Source organism: Cupriavidus sp. 10L45 (assembly GCF_056395225.1).
This window is the reverse complement of record NZ_JBFTJC010000002.1, coordinates 385,893-398,381: the sequence shown is the minus strand read 5'-3', so window position 1 is coordinate 398,381 and position 12,489 is coordinate 385,893. Positions and strand designations below refer to the sequence as shown.

Here is a 12,489-nt window from a genome sequence, read left to right as displayed (position 1 = left end):
AACCGGGCTACCGGACGATCGGGCACTCCGGGGCTGCGGCCCCGGGCTCCCCGGACACCGCAGGACAGGACAACAGGACAATGCCATGGACCAGACATCGACCCCACCCACCGGCACCATGACGGCGGAAGAGGAATCCCGCATGGTGGCCGCGCTGGGCGAAGTATTCGACCTCGCGCGCCAGGGCGACGCAGCGGCGCTGTCCGCGCTGATCGCGCGCGGCATGCCGGCCAACCTGCGCAACGAAAAGGGCGACAGCCTGCTGATGCTGGCCGCCTACCACGGTCATGTGGACACCGTGCTGGCGCTGCTCCAGGCCGGCGCCTCGCCGGACCTGCGCAATGCGGCCGGGCAGACGCCGCTGGCAGGCGCTGCGTTCAAGGGTTTCAGGGAAGTGATCGAAGCACTACTTGCGCATGGCGCCGATGTGGAAGGAGCCTCGCCGGACGGCCGCACCGCGCTGATGACGGCGGCGATGTTCAATCGCACCGAAATCGTCGATCTGCTGATCGCGCACGGCGCCAACCCGGACGCGCGCGACCACCGCGGCCTCTCCGCCGCCGATGCCGCCGCCGTCATGGGCGCCGGCCGCGCGGCCACCCAGCTGGGCGGGCCGCACCACTAGGTCTTATCGGTCAATCTGGCTCAGCCACGGCCGACGAACGGCATCTTGGTGGCCATCACGGTCATGAACTGCACATTGGCCTCCAGCGGCAGGTTCGCCATGTGCAGGACCGAACTGGCGATGTGCGCCACATCCATCAGCGGTTCCGGGCGAATCTCGCCATTGGCCTGCGGCACGCCGCGCGCCATGCGGTTGGCCATGTCGGTGCCGGCGTTGCCGATGTCGATCTGTCCACAGGCGATGTCCCAGGCGCGGCCATCGAGCGACAGGCTCTTGGTCAGCCCCGTGATGGCATGCTTGGTGGCCGTGTAGGGCACCGTGTTCGGGCGCGGGGCGTGGGCCGAAATCGACCCGTTATTGATGATCCGCCCGCCGCGCGGGTCCTGCGACTTCATCAGCGCGAACGCGCCGCGCGCGCACAGGAAGGCGCCGGTCAGATTGGTATCGACCACGGCCTTCCACTGCTCGACCGACAGTTCATCGATGGAAATGGCCGGGGCGTTGATGCCGGCGTTATTGAACAGCACGTCCAGCCGGCCGAAGCGCTCGCGCACCCGGGCGTAGAGCTGGTCGACCGAGGCCGGGTCGCTCACATCGCACTGCACGGCCAGCGCGGTCTGGCCAGCGGCGGCGGCTTCGGCCGCCAGCGCCTCGAGTGTGGCGGCGGTCCGGCCGGCCAGCACCACCTGGTAGCCGTCGGCCAGCAGCGCATGCGCCACGGCCTTGCCGATACCCCGGGCCGCGCCCGTGACCAGTGCGACTTTGCTTCCTTGCGTCATGCCTTGTCTCCTGTTTTCGTAGCTGCCGATGATAGTCCGACGCGCCTGAAAATGCCTTGGGAGCCATTCCCGGCGTCGCATTTTCGTGATGATCTAAAGATATAACAACAAAGCATTTGGCCGGCGGGGCGCCTTCCCGTAGCATGCGGCAGTCTTTTCTTGCGGACAGGGCCGATTGCGCCCGGTCCACGCGCAATTTTCTTTCAATCGCCCCCAATCAATGTCTGCCGATCTTGCCCTGTCGCCCGCCGCGACGCAGGCCGCCGCCCAGGCGGCCGCGCCCGCCCGTGCGACCATCCGTTCCGCCGCCGATGTGGCCAAGCTGGTCAACCAGGGCGGCGCCGCCGTCAGCAATGCCCGCATCGTCGTGGCCATCGCGCTGGGCGGCATCTTCCTCGATGCCTATGACCTCGGCGCCCTGGCCTTCGGCCTGAAGGACGTCACCCGCGAATTCAACCTGTCGCCCGCCGGCACCGGCATGGTGGCATCGGCCATCACGTTCGGCGCCATCGTCGGCGCCTTCCTGGGCGGCTATTTCACCGACCGCATCGGCCGCTACCGCGTGTTCATGGCCGACATGGTGTTCTTCGTCGTGGCCGCCATCGCCTGCGCGTTTGCCCCCAACGAATACGTGCTGGCCGGCGCGCGCTTCGTCATGGGACTGGGGGTCGGCATCGACCTCCCTGTCGCCATGGCCTTCCTGGCCGAGTTCTCCAAGCTCCAGGGCAAGGGCAACAAGGCGTCCCGGGTGGCGATGTGGTGCCCGACCTGGTACGCGGCCATCTGCGTGTCCTATCTGTTGGTGCTGCTCTGCTACTCGGTGCTGCCGGAATCGCACAGCAACCTGCTCTGGCGCATCATCCTCGGCTTCGGCGCCGTGCCGGCGCTGGTCATCATCGCCGTGCGCAGCCGCTACATGAGCGAATCGCCGGTGTGGGCCGCCAACCAGGGCGACCTGGAAGGCGCCGCCAAGATCCTGCGCCAGTCCTACGGCATCGACGCCGTAGTGGCCCCGGACGCCGTGGCCGAGCCGCCCAAGCGCCCCGCCTCCTGGCGCAACTACGGGCTGCTGCTCAAGGGCGTGTACGCGCGGCGCACGGTGCTGGCCACGGTGATGTCGATTGCCTCGTCGTTCGCCTATAACGCCGTGGCGTTCGGCCTGCCGGTGATCATCGCCAGCTTCCTGGCGCAGTCGATGCTGACCACGATCCTGGTCTCGCTGGCGCTGAACCTGCTGTTCGCCTTCGTCGGCGGCCTGATCGGCGTGCACCTGGTGCCGAAGACCGGCGCCTGGAAGCTGACCGTGACCGGCTACGCCTTCCAGCTCGCCGCGCTGATCGGCCTGGCGCTGGTCGGCAAGCCCCACGGCGCCCCCGAAGTGGTCGCCGCCATCGCCTTCCTGGCCGTGTTCCTGCTGGGCCAGGGCTTCGGCCCGGGCGCGCACACCATGACCTACGCCTCGCTGAGCTACCCGACGTCGCTGCGCGGCGTGGGCGTCGGCTTCAACCAGACGCTGATGCGCGCCAGCTCCACGGCATCGCTGTTCCTGTTCCCGGTGCTGGCCGCCGCGCTGAGCACCAAGGTGTTCTGGGTCATCGCCCTGGCCCCGCTGGCCGGCCTGGTCGCCCTGCTGGCCATCCGCTGGGAGCCGGCCAACTACGACGTGGACGCCGAAGACTTCTGATTTGCCGATCCGCCCGCCGATGGGGAGCCGGTAGGTTCCCCACAGGTCTGCGCCAAAAAGAAACCCCACGCTTGAGAGAGCGTGGGGTTTTTACATTTTGGACACACACCGTGGGGTGTTGCCGACAGTGGGCATAGTGGCCATTGCCCATATTCTGTATATACGACAAGATGCCAACACAGCATCACTTCAAACCAGATCATTCCCAAGAAATCGCGTAAAACGCGACGCCGCGCCCCCTGACCACACGGTTAACTCGCCCAACAAGCGTATTGCCGTATATACAAATAGGGGGTAGCATTTGAAGATCGTCATCTCACCAGCCATCGCAAAGAAGCTTGTGGCGAAGCACGGCGGCATTCGCGATGTGGAGATCCGGCAAGCCTTTGCAAACCGGGTGGGGCAGATCCTCGTGGATGACCGCGAGGAACACGCCTCGGACCCGCCCACGCACTGGTTCTGCGCGAAGACGGACACTGGCCGCATGCTCAAGATCGTCTACGTCAGAAGGGACGACACTATTTTTCTCAAGACCGCGTATGAACCGGCACTGCCCACCGTGGCGTTCTACCGGCGCATGTGCCTGGCCGGGCGGTCATGAATCAACCTTTGCAACAGGAGTAGCACATGAGCAACGCCAAGAAAATTCCGGGAACCGTCGAAGCGTGGGAGCAGGGTGACCTCGGGGAGGACGAGGCACACGCCGTCGTCGCACCCGACGAATCCGCGGCACTGGACCGGGCGCTTGGCCTGCAGGCAGTGTCGATCCGCCTGCAAAAATCGCTGATCAGCGATTTCAAGTTCCTCGCCGAAGAGCACGGCATGGGCTACCAGCCGCTCATGCGCGAGGCGCTGCGCCGCTTTGCGGAAGCAGAAATGAAGCGCCTCGCGGTCAAGTACGCCAACGAACGGCGGCGTGGCGCGGCCGAGCAGGGGGACAGCAAGCCCAAGCGGCCGAAGGCGGCCTGACCAAGGTTTGGCGCGCTCTACGAACCGGCCTGCGCCTCCAGCCACGATGCCAGCGTCCCGACCACGCCCTTGGCGAACATCGTGAACACCGGCTCGCTGACAAACCCCGTGTGTGGCGTAACAACCACATCCGTACGCCCGCGCAGCGGATGATCGGCGGGCACCGGCTCCACGTCGAAGACATCCAGCGCCGCCATGGCAGGGCGATGGCGGTCCAGCGCGCGCGGCAGGGCTTCCATGTCGATCAGGGCCGAGCGGGAGGTGTTGACCAGCAGCGCGTCGGCCCGCATCAGCGCCAGCCGCTCGGCGTTGATCAGCCGCGTGGTTTCCGCCGTCGGCACCAGATGCAGGCTGACCACGCGCGAGGTGGAGAGCAGCGCCTCCAGGCTCACCGCCGTCACCCCCTCTGCCGCCGCGCGCTCGGGCGTCATGCGCGGGCTCCACGTCACCACTTCCATGCCGAGCGCCTTGCCGACACGCGCCACGCGCTTGCCGATCTCGCCCAGGCCGATCAGGCCCAGCCGCTCGCCGTGCAGCACGCCGGGCAGCGGCAGCGCCTCCGCCGGCCGCCAGCCGCCGAGCCGCATCGTCGCCATCTGCATCTCCAGTTGGCGCGTGGCCGCCAAAATCAGCGCCCACGTCATCTCGCAGGTGGACTCCTTGGACGGCCCCCATTCCGTATTGGCGACGGGGATGCCGCGCGCGCGCAGCGCCTCCACGTCGAGCGTGGTGTTACGCGTGCCGGTGAAGACCACGTAGCGCAGCCGCTCGGCCATCCGCAGCGTGGCGGCATCCAGCGGGGTGCGGTCCCGCACCAGCACCAGCACTTCCACCTCGCGCAGCACGGCGGCCAGCGCCTCCCCGCGCAGCGGGGCGTGGTGGAAGGCCACGTCCGCCTGCGCCTGGATGGCCGACCAGTCCGCCAGCCGGGTCAGGGCGCGCTCGTAGTCGCCCAGTACCGCAATCCGGGGGCGCGCCATGTTACGGACGCGCCAGCGCGGTAATGGTGCCGACGTTGGCGGTCTCGCCCAGCTTCCAGCAGGCATCGATCAGCTTGGCTACCTGCGCCGCGCCGAGCACCGGGTCGGCCAGCGCGTGGAACTTGGCGTCCAGGTTGGCATCGGTCATCGGGCGTTGCAGCGAGCCGATGGCGTGCTCCACGGTCACCGCGATCTCGCGGCCGTTCTTGAGCACGGCCTTGACGATGGAAGCGGCCTCGTCGACGTTCGCGTCGGCCGTCGCCACCACCTTGCGGCGCAGCGCCACCACGTCCTCACGGGTGACGATGTGGTCCGAGAACTCCTCCTCGGCGGCGCGACCGAAGATCAGGCCCGCCGCGCAGCCGTGGTAGACGCTGAACTTGGCGAGCAGGCCATCGGTCGGCTCCTTCTTGCCGGTCAGCTCCAGCACCAGCGGGTGCACGCGCAGTTCGATGCGCTCCACGTCCTCGGCCTTCACGCCCTGCTCGCGCAGCTGCACGCAGGCGTCGATGCTCGGGTGGATCACGATGCCGCAGGCAAACGGCTTGTAGGTATTGAACGAGATCTCGAAGCGGCTGCCCAGCTCGTCGGTAATCTCGTTCCAGTCGGTCTTGGCCGAAATCACCTGCATGAAGCCGCGCGGTGCCTCCAGCGCCTTCGCGCTCGACGTGTAGCCGTGCCGCGCCATCAGCGCCGACATCAGCCCGGCGCGCGCCGCGCCGCCCGGGTGGAACGGCTTGGTCATGGTGCCGAACTGCTCGCGCAGACCCACCGGCTGGGAAGCGGCGATGCCCAGCGCCATCGTCGTACGGTCCTCGTCCAGCCCAAGCAGGCGCGAGCAGGCTGCCGCCGCGCCCAGCATGCCGGTGGAGCCGGTGATGTGCCAGCCACGGTCGTAGTGGTCCGGGTACATGGCGTTGCCCACGCGGCAGGCCACGTCGATGCCCAGCACCACGGCATCGGTCACGGCACGGCCGCTGGCGCCAGTGTGCTCGGCCAGCGCCAGCACGGCGGATGCCACCGGGCCGGCCGGGTGGATGATGGTCTTCAGGTGCGTATCGTCGAAATCGAACGTATGCGAGGTAATGCCATTCACCAGCGCGGCGCTGGCCATGTCCACCTTGTCGCGGCGGCCCAGCACGGTGGCTTGCGGCGCCGGCTGCAGTTCCGCCACGGCGGCCAGCGCGGCCACGGCGGACTCATGCCCGGCGGCGCCCACGGCGCAGCCCAGCCAGTTCATGAAGGTACGATGGGCTTCGTGGTCCACCTCGCGGCTCCAGCCTTGCGACGGATGCGTGGCCACGAATTTTCCGAGGATGCGCGTGACCGGCGGGGCGTTGTGGTCGGCGGCGACATGGGTATTGCGTGCCATGGGATAGGGGTCCTTGTTCAGTGAATCGAAAAATGGGGGCTGGCTTGCAGGCAGCCGAGCCGGTCAGGTATCGAGATGGATGCCGCGGTCCTTGGCGAGCTTGCTCCAGCGGTTCACCTCGTCGGCGATATAGCGGCGGAACTGGTCGGGCGTCATCGGCGTGGGCTGGAGCGCCTCCGAGGACAGCTTGTCAGCCAGGTCCGGGCTCTTGAGCACCGTGTTGAGCGAGCTGTTGAGCTTGGCGACGATATCGGCGGGCATGCCGGCCGGGCCGACCACGCCGTACCACTGCTGGGCGTCGAAGCCCTTGAGCCCGGCTTCCTCCAGCGTCGGCACGTCCTTGAGCAGCGGGTGGCGCGCGTGGCCGGTCACGGCCAGCGGCCTCACGCGGCCCGAGCGGATATGCGGCAGCGCGGCGGAAAGCCCCGGGAACATCGCCTGCGTCTGGCCGCCAATCAGGTCGTTGAACGCCGGGGCAATGCCCCGGTACGCCGCGTGGGTCATCTTCACGTTGACCTGCTGGGCGAACAACTCCATCGACAGATGCGTCAGCGACCCCGGCCCGGACGAGCCGTACGCCACCGCGCCGGACTTCTTCGCATAGGCGATGAACTCGGCCAACGTGGACGCCGGCACGCCGGCGCTCACCACCAGCACATTGGGCGTGCCGCCGATCATGCCGATGGCGGTGAAGTCCTTGAGCGGGTCGTAGGGCACCTTGCGGGTGGCGGGATTGGTGCCGTGCGTGGCGACGTAGCCCTGCATCAGGCTGTAGCCGTCCGGGGCGGCCTTGGCGGTCATCTGGCAGGCAATCACCCCGCCGCCGCCGGCCTGGTTCTCGACCACGATGGACTGGCCGAGCACGCGGCCCCAGCGGTCCGCCACGGTGCGGCCGATCAGGTCCGAGCCGCCGCCGGCCGATACCGGCACCACGTAGCGCAGCGGCTTGTTGGGAAACGGGTCTTGCGCCTCGGCAAAGCCGGGCATGGCGAGCAGCATCGCGCCAGCCTTGAGCAGGCTGCGGCGGGTGGCATTCATGTCTCCTCCACTTGCATGACACCGCGGGAAGCGTACCGGGTGCCTTTTTTTCGGGATGGGGCCGATGGCCGGCTGGGCCGGCGGGGCCCTGGCTTTGGCTGAACGCATCATGGACGCCCGCCGCGCGTCTGTGAATTGCAAATTTCCTCTCGATTGATGCATGGTGTGCATCAATGGGGAGTCGTCATGGTGCACCCTGAGTTGACACGGACCGGCGGCCTGCGAATACTCCACATCGCCAGCCCGCGCCCCGATCATGTCCATGCTCATGGGTGGCAGGGTTAGAGACGTCATTCACCGCTGTCACACATCCAAGCAAGGACGACCATGAAAAGACTCCGCACGCTCCTCTGTGCCGCCGTGGTGGCGGGACTCGCCGGTTGCGCATCGACCCTCTCCGGCACGGGCGCCGACGCGCCCAAGCCCACCGCGCCGGGGCAGATCACCGCCGGCAAGACCGAAGTGCTCTGGCTCGGCCAGGCCGCCATGCGCATCACCACGCCGGGCGGCAAGGTCATCATGATCGACCCCTGGCTGACCGGAAATCCCAAGACGCCGGCCAACTTCAAGCAGCTGGGCGCGCTCGGCAAGATCGACCTGATCCTGGTCACCCACGCCCACGGCGACCACCTCGGCGACGCCGCGGCGCTGTCGCAGCTCAACAACGCGCCGATCTGGAACGGCGGCGGCATGGGCCAGACCCTGGTCGCGCTGGGCATGGTGCCGGCGGCGATGTCGCAGCGCTTCAACAAGAGCGGCACGGTGGCACCGTTCGGGCCGCAGGGGCCGAAAATCACCGCCGTCCACGCCGAGCACTCGTCCGAACTGGTCTGGAAGAACCCGGCCACGAACAAGGATGAAGTGCACTACGGCGGTGAACCGGTCGGGTACATCATCGAGATGGAGAACGGCTTCAAGGTCTGGCACATGGGCGATACCGGCCTGTACGGCGACATGCGCATGATCGGCGAGATGATCAAGCCGGACCTCGTGCTGATTCCGATTGGCGGGCACTTCACGATGGGGCCGAAAGAGGCCGCCGTGGCCGTGCGCGACATGATCAAGCCCAGGTACGCCATCCCGATGCACTACCTGACCACGCCGCAGCTGGCCGGCACGCCGGCTCAGTTCACGGCCGCGCTGGGGGCCACCGGCACGCAGGTGATCGTGCCGGAGCCGGGCCAGAAGGTGGACTTCTGATGAACCGGACGCGACGCCTGATCGGCACCGCCGGCGCCGCAGCCATCGCGCTGGCGCTGTCCGGCTGTGCCACGCCGGGCGGACCGGCAGCCGCCGGCAACCCGGACGCACGCGCCGCCGCCACGGAACTCGGCGGCACTGGCAAGCTACGCGCCGCCATCAACCTCGGCAACCCGATCCTGGCGGGCCGGGCGGCCAACGGCGAGCTTCAGGGCGTGTCCGTCGACCTGGCCCGCGAGGCCGCGCGCCGGCTGAACCTGCCGCTGGAACTGGTGGCGTTCCAGTCGGCAGGCAGCGTGGTGGAGGCGGTGAAGGGGCGGCAGGTCGATCTGGCCTTCGTCGCCATCGACCCGGTGCGCGCGGCGGACATGGAATACACCGCGCCCTACGTGATCATCGAAGGCGCCTACCTCGTGCGCAACGACGCCGCGCTGCAGCGCAACGAGGACGTGGACCGCCCCGGCACGCGCATCGTGGTGGGTCGGGGCAGCGCCTACGACCTGTTCCTCACGCGCGAGATCAAGGCGGCCACGCTGGTGCGCGCGCCGACCTCCCCCGCCGTGACGGACATGTTCCTGGCCGAGCGGCTCGACGTGGCGGCCGGCGTAAAGCAGCAGCTGGAAGCCGACGCACGGCGCGTGGGCGGCGTGCGGCTGCTGCCGGGCCGCTTCATGGTCATCGAGCAGGCCATGGGCGTGCCCAAGGGCCGCACCGCCGCGCGGGCGTGGCTGAGCAGCTATATCGAGGAGATGAAGGCCAGCGGCTTCGTGGCGGCGGCGCTGCAACGGCACCGCATCGAAGGGGCGGGCGTGGCGCCGCCCCGGCAGCCCTGACGCTATCGCCAGTTGCTATCGGCCTTAATCGATTCCCCACATAATTCCCGGCTTCCGCCACCGCCCTTTTCCCTCTCCATGAGCCAGCCCGACCAGCCCGATCACCCCGAACACCCGCTCCAGGCCGCCTTCCTGCGGCACGAACAATCGCTGGCGCCGGCCGGGCGCATGGTCGGCGAGGACGACAGCGCCGTGTACCGCACGCTGCTGGAGTCCACCAAGGCCATTCCGTGGAAGATCGACTGGGCGACCATGGCATTCGCCTATATCGGCCCGCAGATCGAGGCGCTGCTCGGCTGGGCGCCGTCGTCCTGGAAGACCGTCAACGACTGGGCCGACCGCATGCACCCGGACGACCGCGAGGCCGTGGTGAACTTCTGCGTGGCGCAGTCGCAGGCGGGCACCGACCACGAGGCCGACTACCGGGCGCTCACGCGCGACGGCGGCTATGTCTGGCTGCGGGATGTGGTCCACGTGGTGCGCAAGCCCAGCGGCGAGGTGGAGTCGCTGATCGGCTTCATGTTCGACATCAGCGAACGCAAGCGCACCGAGGAACAGCTCGCCCAGTTGCAGAAGGAGCTGGAGCGGCTCTCGTTCACGGACGGGCTGACCGGCGTGGGCAACCGCCGCATGTTCGACACCGTGGTCGAACGCGAATGGGCCGCCCTGCAGGACGCCGGCAAGCCGCTGTCGCTGATCCTGATGGATGTGGATTTCTTCAAGGCCTACAACGACTACTACGGCCACCTGCAGGGCGATGACTGCCTGCGCAAGGTGGCGGCGCTGCTGGCCGATGCGGTGGGCGCCGAGCACTTCGTGGGCCGCTTTGGCGGCGAGGAGTTCGTGGCCGTGCTGCCGGGCACCGACGCGGACACAGCCGTGACGATTGCCGAGCGCTGCCGCACGATGATCGCCGACGCGGCCATCCCCCACCTGCGCTCCCCCTACGAACAGCGCGTAACGGCCAGCTTCGGCGTGGGCACCACGCTGCCGGTGCCGGGCGCGGAGCCCACTGCCTTCATCAACCTCGTGGACGCGCAGTTGTATCACGCGAAGGACAATGGCCGGAACCGCATCGCCGCCGTGGATCGGGCCGGCATGCAGGGCGAAGGCTTCCGGACGCACTCGCGCTGAACCTACCCCCAACGGGTGTTGGCGCACGGCCATCGGCACGCGCCGCACCTGTTGGCTGGCACCCGCCAGCCAGGCGCCCGATAGCGCGGTTTTGCGCCAGCCACGGCACATTCGGGCGAGATTTTCGATTGGCACGGCCCCTGCGTAGGAAGGGAGGAACGCGCGATTGCGTTCCTTGCCCTTCCTACCCTGTCCCAATCGGAGTTCGACCCATGTACTACCGCTTTCTTCCCTTCCTCATCGGCGTCGCCATCGCCACCGCCCTTGCCGCCCAGCTTGCCCAGGCCGCCAGCCCGCGTGACAGCCTGTTCGCCGGCGACAAATACGGCTACAACTTCCGCGTCGATTCGCGCGATGTCTACAGCGACGGCGCCCGTGGCCGCTTCGACGTCTACACCGACGGCGCCCGCGACGTGACACCGCCCTCGCGCGACCAGGACAGCTCGCGTTTCCTGTCGGGCATGGACCGGCGTGGGGTGTCCGCCGAGCCGTCACGCCAGTTCGACGTCTACACGGATGGCGCGCTGGCTTGACTGCCCCCCGCCTGCGCCAGCGGCTTGCGTAACTTGCGTGATAGTGTGCCGTCCATGACCCATTTCCTGGCGGAACTGGATGGACGCACTGATTACCGCCGCCGCGCGGGCGCTGGCGGCGGGTGACCCGCTCGGCGCGCTGAACCGCGTGGCCCTGCGCGAGGACGCGCCGGCGCTGGCGTTGCGCGGCATCGCCATGGCCCAGCTTGGCGATCTCGCGCGTGCCCGGCTGCTGGTGCGCCGCGCCGCCCGCGCCTTCGGCCAGAAGGAGGCCGTGGCCCGGGCGCGCTGCGTGGTGGCCGAAGCCGAGATCGCGCTGGTTTCCCGCGATCTCGGCTGGCCAGCCAAATCGCTCGGCGCCGCGCAGGCCACGCTGGCGGCGCACGGCGACCTCGCCAATGCCGCCCACGCCCGGCAACTCGAAATCCGCCATCTGCTGCTGATTGGCCGGCTCGATGCCGCCGAGGCCGCGCTCGCCACGCTCGACCCCACCCCCTTCCCACCCGCCTCGCGCGCCGCGCACGAACTGATCGTGGCCGGCATCGCCCTGCGCCGGCTGCGCACCCAGACCGCGCGCGAGGCCCTCGCCCGGGCCAGTCAGGCGGCGCGCCAGGCCGCCATTCCCGGGCTCTCGGCCGAGGTCGAGCAGGCCGTCCGGCTGCTCGACGCCCCCGCCGCGCGGCAGATCACGCCGGACGGCGACTGGCCGCTGCGGCTCGACGAGGTGGAGGCGCTGCTAGCCTCCAAGGCGCTGGTGATCGATGGCTGCCGTCATGTCGTGCAGGCCGACGGCACGGCCATCTCGCTGGCGCGGCGGCCGGTGCTGCTGACGCTGGCGCGGGCGCTCGGCGAAGCCTGGCCGGCCGATGTGCCCCGGGACGCCCTGATCGCCCGGGCCTTCCGTACCCGCCATATCGACGGCTCCCACCGCGCGCGGCTGCGCGTGGAAATCGGCCGGCTGCGCGCGATGCTGGGCGCGCTGGCGCGGGTAGAGGCCACCCCGGACGGCTTCGCGCTGGTGCCACTGGAGCCACCGCCCGCCCGGCAGGTGGTGGTGCTGGCGCGGCCGGTCGAGGAAAAGCACGGTGCCGTGCTGGCCTTGCTGGGCGATGGCGAGTCGTGGTCCAGTTCCGCCCTCGCCCTGGCGCTGGGCGCCAGCCAGCGCACCGCCCAGCGCGCGCTGGACGCGCTGGCCGCCGACGGCAAGGTTGAGGCGTTCGGCCGGGGCCGCGCCCGGCGCTGGCTGAGCACCCCCGTGCCCGGATTCACGACGACCTTGTTACTCCCCACCCCGCTGCCGAATCACTAGGATGAAGGCATGTTTCAACCAACGAGGGAATCC

Annotated in this window: 13 protein-coding genes; 9 read left to right on the top strand and 4 right to left on the bottom strand. The window is 68.8% G+C overall.

What is annotated here, in order from left to right; all coding sequences use genetic code 11:
* Positions 1 to 85 precede the first annotated feature (85 nt).
* The gene (locus tag AC1DFU_RS05270; RefSeq protein WP_369823408.1) at positions 86 to 625 is read left to right on the top strand and encodes an ankyrin repeat domain-containing protein; all 540 of its coding nucleotides are present in this window, start codon (positions 86 to 88) and stop codon (positions 623 to 625) included.
* 20 nt (positions 626 to 645) lie between these two features.
* On the opposite strand, the gene AC1DFU_RS05265 is transcribed toward AC1DFU_RS05270, so the two are convergent.
* A complete protein-coding gene (locus AC1DFU_RS05265) occupies positions 646 to 1,404 on the bottom strand; it encodes an SDR family oxidoreductase (protein WP_441591303.1) in 759 nt (252 codons plus the stop codon).
* A 220-nt stretch (positions 1,405 to 1,624) separates the two neighbouring features.
* Here AC1DFU_RS05265 and AC1DFU_RS05260 point away from each other — a divergent pair, with 220 nt between their 5' ends.
* From AC1DFU_RS05260 to AC1DFU_RS05250, 3 genes are all read left to right on the top strand, one after another.
* The gene (locus AC1DFU_RS05260) at positions 1,625 to 3,088 is read left to right on the top strand and encodes an MFS transporter (protein WP_092293692.1); all 1,464 of its coding nucleotides are present in this window, start codon (positions 1,625 to 1,627) and stop codon (positions 3,086 to 3,088) included.
* Positions 3,089 to 3,389: 301 nt separating this feature from the next.
* A complete protein-coding gene (locus AC1DFU_RS05255; protein WP_092293694.1) occupies positions 3,390 to 3,689 on the top strand; it encodes a BrnT family toxin in 300 nt (99 codons plus the stop codon).
* Between the two features lie 26 nt (positions 3,690 to 3,715).
* The gene (locus AC1DFU_RS05250; protein ID WP_092293696.1) at positions 3,716 to 4,057 is read left to right on the top strand and encodes a hypothetical protein; all 342 of its coding nucleotides are present in this window, start codon (positions 3,716 to 3,718) and stop codon (positions 4,055 to 4,057) included.
* Between the two features lie 17 nt (positions 4,058 to 4,074).
* On the opposite strand, the gene AC1DFU_RS05245 is transcribed toward AC1DFU_RS05250, so the two are convergent.
* From AC1DFU_RS05245 to AC1DFU_RS05235, 3 genes are all read right to left on the bottom strand, one after another.
* Positions 4,075 to 5,037, bottom strand: coding sequence for a D-2-hydroxyacid dehydrogenase family protein (locus tag AC1DFU_RS05245; RefSeq protein WP_441591302.1), 963 nt, complete (start codon positions 5,035 to 5,037; stop codon positions 4,075 to 4,077).
* A gap of 1 nt (position 5,038) precedes the next feature.
* The gene (locus tag AC1DFU_RS05240) at positions 5,039 to 6,409 is read right to left on the bottom strand and encodes an MmgE/PrpD family protein (protein ID WP_092293700.1); all 1,371 of its coding nucleotides are present in this window, start codon (positions 6,407 to 6,409) and stop codon (positions 5,039 to 5,041) included.
* 63 nt (positions 6,410 to 6,472) lie between these two features.
* A complete protein-coding gene (locus tag AC1DFU_RS05235) occupies positions 6,473 to 7,447 on the bottom strand; it encodes a Bug family tripartite tricarboxylate transporter substrate binding protein (protein ID WP_092293702.1) in 975 nt (324 codons plus the stop codon).
* Positions 7,448 to 7,774: 327 nt separating this feature from the next.
* On the opposite strand from AC1DFU_RS05235, the gene AC1DFU_RS05230 reads away from it, so the two are divergent.
* The 5 genes from AC1DFU_RS05230 (at position 7,775) to AC1DFU_RS05210 (ending at position 12,456) form a co-directional block, all read left to right on the top strand.
* On the top strand, positions 7,775 to 8,647 hold the full coding sequence (locus tag AC1DFU_RS05230) for a metal-dependent hydrolase (protein WP_092293704.1): 873 nt from the start codon (positions 7,775 to 7,777) through the stop codon (positions 8,645 to 8,647).
* On the top strand, positions 8,647 to 9,480 hold the full coding sequence (locus AC1DFU_RS05225; RefSeq protein WP_092293706.1) for an ABC transporter substrate-binding protein: 834 nt from the start codon (positions 8,647 to 8,649) through the stop codon (positions 9,478 to 9,480). Before AC1DFU_RS05230 ends, AC1DFU_RS05225 begins: the two co-directional genes overlap by 1 nt.
* Before the next feature lie 78 nt (positions 9,481 to 9,558).
* Complete coding sequence (locus AC1DFU_RS05220) at positions 9,559 to 10,614, top strand: GGDEF domain-containing protein (RefSeq protein WP_092293707.1); 1,056 nt, start codon at positions 9,559 to 9,561, stop codon at positions 10,612 to 10,614.
* A gap of 212 nt (positions 10,615 to 10,826) precedes the next feature.
* Positions 10,827 to 11,147 (top strand): hypothetical protein, encoded by a 321-nt coding sequence (locus tag AC1DFU_RS05215; RefSeq protein WP_092293709.1) that lies wholly within the window; start codon positions 10,827 to 10,829, stop codon positions 11,145 to 11,147.
* Positions 11,148 to 11,226: 79 nt separating this feature from the next.
* Complete coding sequence (locus AC1DFU_RS05210; RefSeq protein ID WP_092293711.1) at positions 11,227 to 12,456, top strand: helix-turn-helix domain-containing protein; 1,230 nt, start codon at positions 11,227 to 11,229, stop codon at positions 12,454 to 12,456.
* Positions 12,457 to 12,489: the final 33 nt, after the last annotated feature.

Excerpts from the sequence above, each read along its gene's own strand:
- AC1DFU_RS05220 (WP_092293707.1), top strand. The coding sequence starts at position 9,559 with ATGAGCCAGCCCGACCAGCCCGATCACCCCGAACACCCGCTCCAGGCC.
- AC1DFU_RS05235 (WP_092293702.1), bottom strand. The coding sequence starts at position 7,447 with ATGAATGCCACCCGCCGCAGCCTGCTCAAGGCTGGCGCGATGCTGCTC.
- AC1DFU_RS05210 (WP_092293711.1), top strand. The coding sequence starts at position 11,227 with ATGGACGCACTGATTACCGCCGCCGCGCGGGCGCTGGCGGCGGGTGAC.
- AC1DFU_RS05240 (WP_092293700.1), bottom strand. The coding sequence starts at position 6,409 with ATGGCACGCAATACCCATGTCGCCGCCGACCACAACGCCCCGCCGGTC.
- AC1DFU_RS05215 (WP_092293709.1), top strand. The coding sequence starts at position 10,827 with ATGTACTACCGCTTTCTTCCCTTCCTCATCGGCGTCGCCATCGCCACC.
- AC1DFU_RS05250 (WP_092293696.1), top strand. The coding sequence starts at position 3,716 with ATGAGCAACGCCAAGAAAATTCCGGGAACCGTCGAAGCGTGGGAGCAG.
- AC1DFU_RS05265 (WP_441591303.1), bottom strand. The coding sequence starts at position 1,404 with ATGACGCAAGGAAGCAAAGTCGCACTGGTCACGGGCGCGGCCCGGGGT.
- AC1DFU_RS05245 (WP_441591302.1), bottom strand. The coding sequence starts at position 5,037 with ATGGCGCGCCCCCGGATTGCGGTACTGGGCGACTACGAGCGCGCCCTG.
- AC1DFU_RS05260 (WP_092293692.1), top strand. The coding sequence starts at position 1,625 with ATGTCTGCCGATCTTGCCCTGTCGCCCGCCGCGACGCAGGCCGCCGCC.
- AC1DFU_RS05270 (WP_369823408.1), top strand. The coding sequence starts at position 86 with ATGGACCAGACATCGACCCCACCCACCGGCACCATGACGGCGGAAGAG.
- AC1DFU_RS05230 (WP_092293704.1), top strand. The coding sequence starts at position 7,775 with ATGAAAAGACTCCGCACGCTCCTCTGTGCCGCCGTGGTGGCGGGACTC.
- AC1DFU_RS05225 (WP_092293706.1), top strand. The coding sequence starts at position 8,647 with ATGAACCGGACGCGACGCCTGATCGGCACCGCCGGCGCCGCAGCCATC.